Raw genomic sequence first — 12,560 nt, 5'->3', positions numbered from 1 at the left:
TGTAATGGTCAGAATTGATGTTGCTCGGTCTGACGCCATCGCGGGCTTGCCCGCGATGGGGCCGTCACAGTTTCAGTTGCCCGATGGCCTTGCTCAATTCCCCGGCCAACATCGCCAGCTCATTGCTGGTAATCGCCGAACTCACGGTCTGCTGCACGGTGTTTTCGGTCACGTCGCGAATGCTCACCACGGCCCGATTCATCTCCTGCGCCACATGACTCTGTTGCTCGGCCGCCACCGCGATCTGCGTATTGCTTTCACGCATCTGCGCCACCGCACCGGTGATTTCGGCCAAGGCCACACTGGCTTCCTGGGCCTGTTGCATGCAGTCGTCCGCCTTGTATGAACTTTCCTGCATGAAATCCACCGCATCCCGAGTTCCGGCCTGCAGCGCTGAAACCATGGTGGTGATTTCGTCGGTGGACGTCTGGACCCGTTTGGCCAGGTTGCGCACTTCATCGGCGACCACCGCAAACCCTCGGCCCATTTCACCGGCCCGGGCCGCTTCGATGGCCGCGTTCAGGGCCAGCAGGTTGGTTTGTTCTGCGATGCTGTGAATCACGCTGACCACGCCGTTGATCTTCTGGCTGTCCTCGGCCAGGCGCTGAATCATCTCGGCCGTTTGCTGCACGCCGGTGGACAACCCGCCAATCGATTTCTGTACCCGAGTCACCACTTCCTGACCGTTGCCGGCCAGGGTGTCGGCGGTTTGCGAGAGGTCGCGGGTGGCGCCGGCGTGTTGGGCGATGTGATGGACCGTAGCGGTCATTTCGTTGATCGCCGTGGCGGCCTGATCGGTTTCGCTTTGCTGGCCGAGCATGCCGTGACGCACCTCGTTCATGCTCGCGGCCAGCCGCGCGGCACCGACGTCCAGTTGCCGGGCGGTGCTGGCAACAGTGTTGACCACCCGCTGGTAGCCGGCCTGCATGGCATTGAAGGCATTGGCCATCTGCCCGACTTCGTCCTTGCAGGCCAGTGGCACACGGGCCGACAGATCGCCGCTTTTCTCGACGTGGAGCATCACGTCTTTCAAGGTGTTGAGCTGGCTAAGCAGGAAACGGATCAACAGTTGCGACGCGCCGAGCATCGCCAGCATCAGGATGAACACCGCTACCGCGTAGTGAGTGAAGCGCTCGCCGAACACCTGGCTCAGGGTCGGGCTGTAGGCAACTACCGCGACCTGTTGACCGTCAGGACGAGTGAACACCTCGGCGCCCATCAACGGATTTTCCCCGAATAGCGGCATGGCATCGATCTCGACCCAACCGAGGGTATCGGTCAGTTCCAGAAGCGGTTGCCCGTTCAGTAAAGGCGCCTGCCCACGATTGAAGGTCAGCAGGTTGTCGGCCTTGGGCAGCGGCTGCCCGACAGGCCAGGCGTTGAGCAATCGTGCCTGGGCCTGGGCCGAAACCTGAGCGGCATGACTGCGGGCCTGTTGTTCGAGTTGCACAGCGTATAGCACCAGCAACAGGGTGGTGACAAAGGCGACCGCGTTGACCGCCCAGAATTTGTATTTCAGCGAGATATTGCTAAGCCAGGCACCCATGGAGGTCTTCTCTGATAGCGGAAACAGTTTTGGCAAGGTGCCAGTATTGTGCCGCTACTCAGTGCGTCGAATTTTGATGTGGATCAACGGGCACCACCGCCAACCTGTGGGAGCGGGCTTGCCCGCGATAGCTGTGTATCTGGCGCGAGCGATGTCGACTGATATTCCATCATCGCGGGCAAGCCCGCTCCCACAGGGGGATGTGTGTTCATTGAGGGATTGAGGGCAACCCGAAGAACTGCCGTGCACTGGCGGTGCTGTGGGCGGCGAGATCTTCCAGGCTTTCCCCTCGATGCAACGCCACTTCACGCAATACTTCAGTCAGATATGCGGGCTCGTTGCGACCGTTTTTCGGCTTGGGGCGCAAGCTGCGGGGCAGCAGATACGGCGCATCGCTCTCCAGCATCAAGCGCCCTCGTTTAATCTCCTTGACCAACGGATGCAGGTGCGTGCCTCGGCGTTCGTCGCAGATCCAGCCGGTGATGCCGATGTGCAAATCCAGATCGAGGTAGCTGAATAGCGCCTTCTTTTCACCGGTGAAGCAGTGCACCACGGCAGCAGGCAATTGATCACGGTAATCGTGCAGGATCTCTAGCAGCCGTTGACTGGCGTCGCGCTCATGCAGGAACACCGGCAGTTGCAGTTCGACCGCCATCGCCAGATGTTCTTCGAGGACTTTTTCCTGTTGCGGGCGGGGCGAGAAATCACGATTGAAATCGAGGCCGCATTCCCCCACGGCCACCACGTTCGGCTCCTTGAGCAAACTGCGCAGACGTCGGGCGCTGTCGGCGTTCCAGTCGCTGGCTGAATGCGGGTGAATGCCGGCCGTGGCGAACAGTCGCTGAGCGCTTTCGTCCAGTTGCCGGCACAGTTCCAGTGCCCGTTCGCTGCCCTCGACGCTGGTCCCGGTAAGCACCAGTTGGCAGACCCCGGCAGCGTAGGCTCGGTCGAGTACAGCCTGGTGTTTGTCGGCAAAACTGGGGTTGGTCAGGTTGACGCCGATATCGATGAGTTGCATGGTGCTACCTCGGACCAAAGGCCGGAAAGCATATCAGAGCTGTGGATTTATAAGAAAAGCCAAGAACTACAACGAGTTAAAGCTGTCTGTTGAGGCCGCGAGGCAGGTCGTGTTGGTAGAATTGCCATCACTGTGCCACTCTCTCGCACTTTATCAGCGCTTCAAGCGCTCTGTTTCTGTTGCCCGATGTCATGAAATCACTCATGAGGTTGGCCAGTATTCTTTCCGGAGAGTGGATGACACGTCCCTCGGTTTTGTTGCTGCTGTGTTGTTCGTTGCTGCTGCCGATGCCGGCGGTTGCGCGTCTGGCCGGGCCGTTGCAAGCCGTACCGGCAGCCAAGGTTCGCGACCTGTCGGAGATTCGCAGCAGTCGTGTGCTGCGGGTGCTGGTCAACCAGAGCCGCAACAGCTCCGGCGAAATCCAGGGCCAGGCCATCGGCGTCGAGTACCACCGCCTGCGGGCTTTCGAGCAATACCTTAATGGCCAGGCCCGTGACGGCCAGGAAATCACCCTCAAGATCATTCCCAAAGCCAAGGATCAACTGCTCGGCGCGTTGCAGCGCGGGGAGGGTGATCTGGTCGCGCCGGGGGAATTGCTTGATCCACAATCGGGCCACGCGGTCAGCACCAGTGAACCGATTGCCAGCAACGTGCCGTTGCTGCTGGTGGGGATCAAAGGCGAACGACGTTACACCCACCTCGAACAACTCTCGGGTAAAACCCTCGCGCTGCCCACCGGCAGTGCTGCCGGGGATGCGGTCAGCCAGATCAATCAGAAGCTCGCGTTGCATAAACTGCCCCCGGTGAAGATCGAGTGGGTCGACCCAAGCCTGGCCGTCGAGGACGTGCTGGAAATGGTCCAGGGCGGGATCTTCCATCTGACCATCGTCGAGCAACCGATCGCTGAGCGTTGGGGCAAGATCCTGCCGAAGTTGCGCTTCGATCGACAGGTCCTCATCCGCGAGCCGGGTGAGGAATACTGGTTCGTGCGCCGCGATGCCTCGATGCTGCGGGCGAGCATCGACCGTTTCCTGACCAGCTACAAACAACCGTCGGACCAGGATGCGGCGTTCCTGCGGATCTATCGGCGCCTGTATCAAGTGCACTATCCCTTGGCCAAGGCAGATCGTCAGCGTCTGGAAAAACTTCGACCGGTGCTGCAAAAACACGCGCAAGCCCAGGACATGGACTGGCTGAACCTGGCGGCGCTGGCTTTCAAGGAATCGGCGCTGCAACCCATCGCCAGAGGTGGCAGCGGCCCCACCGGCCTGATGCAAATAACACCCTCCGCCGCGCAACGGGTTGGCGTCAGCGACATTCAGAATCTCGATGCCAATGTGCAAGCCGGTGCCAAGTACCTGGCGATGATCCGCCGCAAATTCTTCTCCAGCCCCAAACTCAATGAGCGTGAGCGCATGGCGTTCGTACTGGCGGCCTACAACATGGGACCGGAGCGGGTCCAGGGCATGCGCGCCGAGGCTCGGCGGCGGGGCCTGAATCCTAATCAGTGGTTTTTCCAGGTTGAGCGAATCGCCATGGAGCAGGTGGGAATGGGGGCTGTCAGCTATGTTAATAGCGTGAACAAGTATTACCTGGCGTTTGATCGGGAGCGGGAGTCGTTGGAGCCCCAGGGGCAGAAAGTTGCCTTACGTAAATGATCGACTAAGCTGATTGTTATGGTGAGTTTTTTGCGCTTTTAACATGAGTTTTATTGATTAATATAGCGGCCAACCAACACACATTCACAATGGATGACACAGCATGAGCACACTGATCAACAAGGTACTGTCTACCCGCGCAGGCTACGGTCTGACGATTCTGCGAATTTTCGTTGGCATCATCTTCGCGGCCCACGGCTCACAGAAACTCTTCGGGGCATTCGGCGGATACGGCATTGCCGGCACCGCGCAATACATGGAAAGCATTGGATTGGCACCCGGTCACCTGATGGCGATCCTGGCCGGTGGTACCGAGTTCTTCGGTGGTCTGGCGCTGATCATCGGCCTGCTGGCACGCCCGGCGGCGCTGGGGCTGACCTTCCTCTCGCTGGTCGCGATTCTCTCGGTGCACATCAGCAACGGTCTGTTCATGGCCAACAACGGTTATGAATTTGCCCTGGCCTTGCTCGGTGGCAGCCTCGCGGTGCTGATCGAAGGCGCAGGCAAGCTCTCGGTCGACCGCTCCATCGCCGGCTGACCGCTCTGGCTCGACGAAAAGGCCCGCGCAGTGTGATGCACTGTGCGGGCCTTTTTTTGTTGCTGGTGATTCTTGACACTGTCCGGTCAGCTTCTCTAGGATGCTGCTCATGCGCCGATTTAAACAGCTACTTGCGGGGCGCCAGGTGACTCATCGAGTTGCCGATAGAAGCTTGAAACAGGCTTCGAAATACCGCTAAAGCGCTGGTTCGGTGTTGCCTCTCACCTGCCATGCAGACTTTTGAGGCAGAGACACGACACAATGAATGCATTGAACCCCGTTGTACGCCCCGCGCCGATCACGGCACATCTCACCCAGCGCAATCCAAAAATCCTGCTTGGCGGTAAACATCAGCCGACGCTGTTGCGTTACCTCGATGGTTGGCCACGTCGCACCGGCGGTCCGGCAGCATTCCTGATCCAGTTTGTCGAAGATGGCGAGTCGCTGGAGCGTTTCGCGACTGACAGTTTCGATCTGGCAGTGATTCAGGCGCCCAGCGCCGAGGACGCGCCTGAAGTGATCAGGCAACTGACCCGCGTTGCGCGCCAAGGGCTGATTGCCCGCTGCTGAGGCTCAAAAATAGTCAATCGCCACGATATACACGCACTGCTCACCGGTCGGCGTCTGCACACGCACTTCGGCATCCAGTGCCTTGCCGATCAAGGCGCGGGCCAGCGGTGAGTCGATGCTGATCAGGCCTTGTTTCAAGTCCAGCTCATCCGGGCCGACGATGCGATAGCGTGACTCTTTGCCATCCTCGTCTTCGATCGTGACCCAGGCGCCAAAGTAGACCTTGTTAGGATCGCTGGGTTTTTCGCTGACCACCTTGAGGGCTTCCAGCCGCTTGGTGAGGAAGCGCACACGGCTGTCGATCTCGCGCAGCATCTTTTTGCCGTAGGTGTATTCGGCGTTTTCCGAACGATCGCCCTGTGCCGCCGCTTCGCTGACCGATTGCGTCACTTGCGGTCGGCGCACATGCCAGAGCTCATGAAACTCGGCGCGCATCCGCGCCTCACCTTCGGGGGTGATCAGCGCGGTGCCGGCGGTGCGGGGAGGGCGATAACGGCTCATGGCGACTTCTTGTGGTTGAGTTCTTGAATCAGTTTTTTAAACAAGTGTGCTTGAGTTTATCAACCCTCGCGCAAGACTGTCAGCGGGCTGGCGTTCAAGGCGCGACGCGTGCCGAAGACCCCGGCACCGCCGATGAGCACGGCGCCGATCAGCGGCAATATCAGCAGCCATGGATGCGGATGCCAGGGCAGGTCGAAAGCGTAGCGGTAGAGCACCAGACTCACCAATTCCGAGCCCAGTGCCGCCAATAGTCCGCTGACCGCGCCGAGCAAACCGAACTCGATCCGCCGCGCCCTGACCAGCAACTGCCGTTCGGCGCCCAGCGCTCGCAGCAATGCGCCTTGGCGAATGCGTTCATCGAGGGTTGCCTGCAAGCCGGAAAACAACACCGCCATCCCCGCCGCCAACACGAACAACAGCACGTATTCCACGGCCAGGGTCACTTGCGCGAGGATGCTGCGCAACTGCTCCAGCAACGCTTCGACTTGCAGAATGGTCACTGCCGGAAAGCTGCGGGACAGGTCGACAATCTGCTGATCGTGACCGGGTGCCAGATAGAAACTGGTCAGGTAGGTCGCTGGCAAGTCCTTCAGGGTGCCGGGCTGGAAGATCATGAAAAAGTTCGGCTGGAAGTTGTCCCAGTTGATTTCCCGCAGGCTGGTGACTGTCGCTTCCCGATTGACCCCGCCAACGCTAAACACCATGTGATCGCCGAGCTTGAGTTTGAGGCTTTCGGCGACTTTACCTTCCACCGAAACGCCGGGTACTTCATCCGCCGGTTGCTGACCCCACCAGTTACCGGCGGTGAGCTTGTTGCCCGCCGGCAAGTCCGCTGCCCAGGTCAGACTCAGGTCGCGTTGAATGGCTCGGTCACCGGCCGAATCCTTGCTGACGATGTCCTGCACCGGTTCGCCATTGATGCTGATCAGCCGCCCCGGCACCACCGGGTACAGCGGCGCCGATTGGGCCGACAGCTCCATCAGTCGATCGCTAAACGCCTGTTTGTCCGCCGGCAAAATGTTCAGGGCGAAATAGTTCGGGGCATTTTTCGGCAATTGATTTTGCCAGGTGTCGAGCAACTCGCCACGCAGCAAAGCGATCAGCGTCATGGACAGCAGAATCAAGCCGAAGGCCAGGGATTGACCCGCCGCCGCCAGAGGATGACGCAACAGTTGGCCCAACCCCAGACGCCATGGCAATGAGGCCCGTGCCAGCATCCGGCGCAGGCTCTTGAGCAGTAGCAAGAGCAAACCGCCAAGCACCAGCGCCGCGATCACGCCGCCGCCGAGCAGGGCGAAGGTCAGCACCAGGTCGAGGCTCAGGCGCCACATGATCAGGCCGAGGGCGCCCAACGCCGCGCCATAGACCATCCAGGTGCTGGACGGAATCGGCAGCATGTCCCGGCGCAATACCCGTAGCGGTGGGACTCGCCCCAACGCGGCCAATGGCGGCAGGGCGAAACCGGCCAGCGCGACCAGCCCGGTGCCGATCCCTGCAATGGCCGGCAACAGGCCTCCCGGTGGAACGTCTGTCGGCAGTAAATCATGCAGCAGCGCAAACAGCCCGAGCTGCGCCAGCCAGCCGAGCAGGGCGCCGCTGATGCTGGCGAGCAGTCCGAGTACCGTCAGTTGCAGACTGAACAGCACCATGGTTTCCCGACGGGACAGACCCAGGCAGCGCAGCAAGGCACTGGCATCGAATCGGCGGATGGCGAAGCGTGTCGCCGACAACGCCACCGCCACACCGGACAGCAATACCGCCACCAGACTGGCCATGTTCAAATAACGTTCGGCCTTGCCCAAGGCTCCGCCGATCTGCCGGTTGCCATCGCGGGCATCCTGGATGCGTTGGTTGGCGGCCAGGCCTGGCTTGATCAGTTGACGATAGGTTTCCAGCGCCTGGGCGTTGCCGCGCCAGAGTTCGCGGTAACTGACCCGGCTGCCGGGTTGCACCACGCCGGTCGCTTCAAGGTCGTTGAGATTGATCAGCACCCGTGGCGTCAGGCTGTAAAAGTTACCGGCGCGATCCGGTTCGTAAGTCAGCACCCGTGCCAGTTTCAGGGTTTTCATGCCGACATCGATGCTGTCGCCGATCTTCAAGTCCAGTGCAGTCAGTAGTCGCGCCTCAGCCCAGGCTTCGCCGGGTTTCGGACCGCCACCGGGCGCTTCTTGCGCGAACGGCGCGGGAGCGCTTTTCAGCTCGCCGCGCAACGGGTAGGCATCATCGGCGGCTTTGATGCTGGACAGCTGGATGCCATTGTCGGTGGCGATGACACTGGAAAACTCCACCACCTGAGCGTGTTCAAGGCCCAGTTCGGTGCCACTCTTGATCTGTTCCGGCCGCGCCGGAGAACTGCCTTCCAGCAACAGGTCGGCGCCTAGAAACTCGGTAGCGCGCAGCATCATGGCGCCGTTCAGGCGGGCACCGAAGTAACCGATGGCGGTACTCGCCGCCACGGCCACCAGCAAGGCGAAGAACAACACGCGTAACTCACCGGCGCGGGCATCGCGCAGGAGTTGGCGGATGGCGAGACTGAACAGGCGTAACAGCGGCAGGCGTGCCATCAAGGCTCCAGAGGGGCGACCAGCAGGCCGGCTTCAAGGCGGATCAGGCGCCGGCAGCGATGTGCCAGGCGTTCGTCGTGAGTCACCAGCACAAGAGTCGTGCCGCGTTCCTTGTTGAGTTCGAACAGCAGATCGCTGATGCGCTCGCCGGTGTGGCTGTCGAGGTTGCCGGTGGGTTCATCGGCGAACAGCACGTCGGGCTCGGCGGCGAAGGCGCGGGCAATCGCCACGCGCTGCTGTTCGCCGCCGGAGAGCTGGCGCGGTGAGTGGGTCAGGCGTTGACCCAGGCCGACCCGTTGCAACAGCTCGGTGGCGCGCTCACGGGCGTCTTTGCGGCCATCGAGTTCCAGCGGCAGCATGACATTTTCCAGAGCGTTGAGGCTGTCGAGCAGTTGAAAGGACTGGAAGACAAACCCCACGTGCTCGGCGCGAATGCGCGCGCGCTGATCTTCGTCGAGATTGCTCAGGCCTTGGCCGGCGAGAGTGACTTCGCCGCTGCTCGGCAGGTCGAGGCCGGCCAGCAGGCCGAGGAGGGTGGATTTGCCGGAACCGGAGGCGCCGACGATGGCCAGGCTGTCGCCCTTGTTCAGTTCCAGGCTGAGTTCGTGCAGGATAGTCAGTTCACCTTCCGCGCTGGGAACCACTTTGCTGAGGTTCTTCGCGGTGAGAATGCTTGCGCCCATGGAGAATCCGATGCGTGTGTGGTTTTTGAGTGCTGGCCTGGCCTTGATGTGCATGGCCCAGAACGCAGCGGCGGGTACAGTCCTGATCGTTGGCGATAGTATCAGCGCCGGTTTCGGCCTGGATACCCGGGTGGGGTGGGTATCGTTGCTCGAGCAACGGCTCAAGCACGAAGGTTTCGACGATAAGGTGGTCAATGCGTCCATCAGCGGCGACACCAGTGCCGGAGGCCGGGCACGCCTGCCGGCGCTGCTTGCAGAGCATAAGCCTGAGCTCGTCATCCTCGAGTTGGGAGGCAATGACGGCTTGCGCGGAATGCCGCCAACACAATTGCAACAAAATCTTGCGTCGATGATCGACAGCTCCCGCGTCAGTGGCGCCAAGGTGCTGTTGCTGGGCATGCAATTGCCACCCAACTATGGCGTGCGTTACACCCAGGCATTTGCCGAAGTTTTCACCAAGGTGGCCGACGAGAAAAAAATCCCGCTGGTGCCGTTTTTTCTCGACGGCGTGGGCGGTCATCCGGACCTGATGCAATCCGACGGCCTGCACCCGGCGGCGGGGGCTCAGGGCAAGTTGCTGGAAAATGTCTGGCCGACACTGAAACCGCTGCTTTGACGCTTTTCTAGCGGCGGTGTTTCGGCTAAGGTGGCGCCCCCGATTTGGAGCCCCCGATGCCGCGTCCTGCCTGGTCCCTTTTTGCCTATCAACTGATCGAGCCTGACGAACAGCTGGATCTGTTCGCCTGCCAGGAAGTGCGGGTGCATCTGGTGACCCGTCAGCTGGAGCTGGGCGGCTCGGCGGACCGAACCCTGTGCGGCAGCCTGTTGCCGGCGCAACCACGCTGGTCGAGCGTCGACCGTACGGTGTTCCAGGACCAGCGCTTGTGCTCGCTGTGCCGGGCCATTCTGGAATCGCAAAAACGCGGCACCTCGCCAATCTGGCCTGAGTTGCGGTTCGAGCTGTAGACCCTTGTGGTGAGCGGGGGGGTGCCTGTGGCGAGGGGGCTTGCCCCCGTCGGACTGCGGAGCAGGCCCAAATTCCGATCACCGCGAATTACCGGTTTCACGACGGCTACGCCGCCGAACGGGGGCAAGCTCCCTCGCCACAGGTCTTGCATCTCCCCGAAATAACGGGCGGCGGTGTACAATCGGGTTTTTATACCCTTGTCGATCATGCGAAGGATTTTCCGGATGTTGCCGCGCTTTCCCGCCGTCACCCGCTGCCTGTCTCTTGCTGCGCTCTGCGTGGCGGGTCCTGTTGCAGCATTGGAGTTGCCCCTGCCACCACCCGGTGAAGACATCGTCGGCCAGGTGCAGGTGATCAAGGCCAAATACGAAGACACCTTCGCCGACCTTGGCACCACCTACGATCTGGGCTATTTGGAAATGGTCGCGGCCAACCCTGGCGTCGATCCATGGCTGCCGGGCGCCGGTACCGAAGTCGTCCTGCCGACGCGCTTCATCCTGCCGCCTGGCCCGCGCGAAGGCATCGTCATCAACCTGGCTGAATACCGTCTCTACTACTACCCGAAGGGCCGGAACGTGGTGTACACCTTCCCGTTGGGTATTGGCCGTGAAGGCTGGGGTTCGCCGATTGCCCACACCAGTATCATCGCCAAGACGCCGAACCCGACCTGGACCCCTCCAGCGTCGATCAAGGCCGAGCATGCCGCCGATGGCGACCCACTGCCGAACGTAGTGCCGGCCGGCCCGGATAACCCGCTGGGGCCATTCAAATTCACCCTGGGCACTCCGGGCTACCTGATCCACGGTTCGAACAAGAAGTTCGGCATTGGCATGCGCACCAGCCACGGTTGCTTCCGCATGTTCAACAACAACGTGCTGGAAATGGCTAGCATGGTGCCGGTAGGGACGTCGGTACGCATCCTCAACGATCCGTACAAGTTCGGCCTCAGTGGCGGCAAGGTCTATCTGGAAGCGCACACGCCGCTGGATGACAAAGGCAACCCTTCGGTGGTGGACAAGCACACCGCCGTGATCAATGCGATGCTCAAACGTGAGGACATCACCAACAACTTGCGCATGAACTGGGATGTGGTGCGTGATGTGGTCGCCGCTGAGGATGGCCTGCCGGTGGAAATCGCTGTGCCGAATACGTCGGCACCAATAGTCTCCAGTTCGCCGATCGACCTGCAGCAGTAACGCGTTAAAGCAACCCGCCGATGCAGGCCGCATCGGCGGGTTTTTTATGGCCTGCAGAAACCTCAGGCAATAAAAAAGCCGACCCAAAAAATGGATCGGCTTGATAACAATCCCGAGGGATTATTACTTGCGGCTAGCTTTGTCCAGCATGCGCAGAGCACGCTCGTTAGCTTCGTCAGCAGTCTGTTGTGCTTTTTGAGCAGCAGCCAGAGCTTCATCAGCTTTACGGTAAGCTTCGTCTGCACGAGCTTGGGAGCGAGCTGCTGCGTCTTCAGTAGCAGTCAGACGTGCTTCGGTTTCTTTCGATACGCTGCTGCAACCGGTAGCCAGAACTGCGGCCAGAGCCAGAGCAGAGAATTTCAGAACGTTGTTCATCGTGTTCCCCTTCAAGGACTTTCTATTAAGTAGCTGTCTCCTCAGAGTGAGGAAATAGCCGGCGTACATACTACCCATTACTTGTAGTAAGTAAACTGACGTAGCGCAAGAAGCAAAAAAAATTGTAGGCGTTGATTCTTTTTCGAGCAACTTTTAACTGCATTGTATAAAAAATATCCAGCTGCGAGGCCCGAACTGAGCGAGCCGCTGGGGAAAAGTTCCCTGACTCGGTAGCTGTTTTTCGGTCTTGGCCAAAGTCCGCCTAGATGGGTTCGTCCACACTTTTGTTCGAATTTTGCGCAGTCGCTCGCATATCTTTATCCATGTTGAGGTGACTTAAACAAAGGGCGCTCGTCTTAAGTCTCAATATCCGGCAATGTTCAGGTTTTGACCCGTTCGGTCGAGCCGTCCCTGCGTAGTCCGCGGCAACACCCGCCACTCGAAGCACGATGACGAGCGTCCCTTGAGCATTTTTGCCAATGGTGCCTACTATTTATACGTGCTCGATTGCGCGAGATTGGTGCGGCTCTCTCGGTGTCCAATGAGGCACGGGGTGGCGTAGTTGTTCCTTCGCCGGAAAAACATCGGTAAGGTAGGGGTCAGAATTAAAGACCCGCGAGGAGTAGTGATGAGCGAGGCGTTGTCCATCCACCATGACCAGGCTGGTCATCAGTTCGAGACCACTGTGGACGGTTATCGTGCCTACCTGACCTATATGGATCTGGGAAAACAGACTCTGGATATTTATCGCACTTTTGTGCCCAACGCGCTGCGTGGTCGCGGCATCGCGGCGGCTTTGACCGAGCAGGCGCTGCAATACGCTGATGAAATGGGCTACACGGTGATTCCATCGTGCTCCTACGTGGAGCGCTACATGGAGCGTCACCAGCGGCATGCCGCCAAGCTGTGAGCAAAACCAACGCATAAAAAAACGCCAGGTTCGA

At 60.0% G+C, this 12,560-nt stretch carries 13 protein-coding genes; 7 read left to right on the top strand and 6 right to left on the bottom strand.

Features of this window, described 5'->3' with window-relative positions:
- Positions 1-64 precede the first annotated feature (64 nt).
- Together J3D54_RS30165 and J3D54_RS30160 are read right to left on the bottom strand one after the other, a co-directional pair.
- Positions 65-1,546 (bottom strand): methyl-accepting chemotaxis protein, encoded by a 1,482-nt coding sequence (locus J3D54_RS30165; protein ID WP_253426366.1) that lies wholly within the window; start codon positions 1,544-1,546, stop codon positions 65-67.
- 208 nt (positions 1,547-1,754) lie between these two features.
- A complete protein-coding gene (locus tag J3D54_RS30160; protein ID WP_253426363.1) occupies positions 1,755-2,564 on the bottom strand; it encodes a TatD family hydrolase in 810 nt (269 codons plus the stop codon).
- Positions 2,565-2,800: 236 nt separating this feature from the next.
- On the opposite strand from J3D54_RS30160, the gene J3D54_RS30155 reads away from it, so the two are divergent.
- The 3 genes from J3D54_RS30155 to J3D54_RS30145 all read left to right on the top strand — a co-directional run bounded on the left by J3D54_RS30155 (position 2,801) and on the right by J3D54_RS30145 (position 5,330).
- Positions 2,801-4,222 (top strand): transglycosylase SLT domain-containing protein, encoded by a 1,422-nt coding sequence (locus J3D54_RS30155; protein WP_253426361.1) that lies wholly within the window; start codon positions 2,801-2,803, stop codon positions 4,220-4,222.
- Between the two features lie 103 nt (positions 4,223-4,325).
- Complete coding sequence (locus J3D54_RS30150) at positions 4,326-4,760, top strand: DoxX family protein (RefSeq protein ID WP_253426359.1); 435 nt, start codon at positions 4,326-4,328, stop codon at positions 4,758-4,760.
- Positions 4,761-5,021: 261 nt separating this feature from the next.
- Positions 5,022-5,330 (top strand): hypothetical protein, encoded by a 309-nt coding sequence (locus tag J3D54_RS30145; RefSeq protein WP_007939981.1) that lies wholly within the window; start codon positions 5,022-5,024, stop codon positions 5,328-5,330.
- A 3-nt stretch (positions 5,331-5,333) separates the two neighbouring features.
- On the opposite strand, the gene greB is transcribed toward J3D54_RS30145, so the two are convergent.
- From greB to J3D54_RS30130, 3 genes are read right to left on the bottom strand one after another with little or no spacing between them, the layout of a single operon-like run.
- Positions 5,334-5,831 (bottom strand): transcription elongation factor GreB, encoded by a 498-nt coding sequence (gene greB, locus J3D54_RS30140; RefSeq protein ID WP_007939982.1) that lies wholly within the window; start codon positions 5,829-5,831, stop codon positions 5,334-5,336.
- 59 nt (positions 5,832-5,890) lie between these two features.
- A complete protein-coding gene (locus J3D54_RS30135) occupies positions 5,891-8,395 on the bottom strand; it encodes an ABC transporter permease (protein ID WP_253426357.1) in 2,505 nt (834 codons plus the stop codon).
- Positions 8,395-9,078, bottom strand: a complete 684-nt coding sequence (locus J3D54_RS30130) for an ABC transporter ATP-binding protein (protein ID WP_007939984.1) — start codon at positions 9,076-9,078, stop codon at positions 8,395-8,397. Before J3D54_RS30130 ends, J3D54_RS30135 begins: the two co-directional genes overlap by 1 nt.
- Before the next feature lie 10 nt (positions 9,079-9,088).
- Between J3D54_RS30130 and J3D54_RS30125 the strand changes: the two genes are divergently transcribed.
- The 3 genes from J3D54_RS30125 (at position 9,089) to J3D54_RS30115 (ending at position 11,241) form a co-directional block, all read left to right on the top strand.
- On the top strand, positions 9,089-9,694 hold the full coding sequence (locus J3D54_RS30125; RefSeq protein ID WP_253426355.1) for an arylesterase: 606 nt from the start codon (positions 9,089-9,091) through the stop codon (positions 9,692-9,694).
- Positions 9,695-9,750: 56 nt separating this feature from the next.
- Positions 9,751-10,044, top strand: a complete 294-nt coding sequence (locus J3D54_RS30120) for a hypothetical protein (RefSeq protein WP_007899882.1) — start codon at positions 9,751-9,753, stop codon at positions 10,042-10,044.
- A gap of 225 nt (positions 10,045-10,269) precedes the next feature.
- On the top strand, positions 10,270-11,241 hold the full coding sequence (locus tag J3D54_RS30115) for a L,D-transpeptidase family protein (protein WP_253426353.1): 972 nt from the start codon (positions 10,270-10,272) through the stop codon (positions 11,239-11,241).
- A 123-nt stretch (positions 11,242-11,364) separates the two neighbouring features.
- Here J3D54_RS30115 and oprI read toward each other — a convergent pair whose 3' ends face one another.
- Positions 11,365-11,616: an outer membrane lipoprotei OprI gene (gene oprI, locus J3D54_RS30110; protein WP_002553018.1), complete on the bottom strand. Its 252-nt coding sequence runs from the start codon at positions 11,614-11,616 to the stop codon at positions 11,365-11,367.
- 628 nt (positions 11,617-12,244) lie between these two features.
- Between oprI and J3D54_RS30105 the strand changes: the two genes are divergently transcribed.
- Entirely contained in the window at positions 12,245-12,526 is a 282-nt protein-coding gene (locus tag J3D54_RS30105) for a GNAT family N-acetyltransferase (protein ID WP_007939987.1), read from the top strand.
- Positions 12,527-12,560: the final 34 nt, after the last annotated feature.

It is taken from the genome of Pseudomonas sp. GGS8, from assembly GCF_024168645.1.
GTDB lineage: Bacteria > Pseudomonadota > Gammaproteobacteria > Pseudomonadales > Pseudomonadaceae > Aquipseudomonas.
Note: the sequence above shows the minus strand (reverse complement) of the source record. Positions and strands in the feature narration are given on the sequence as shown.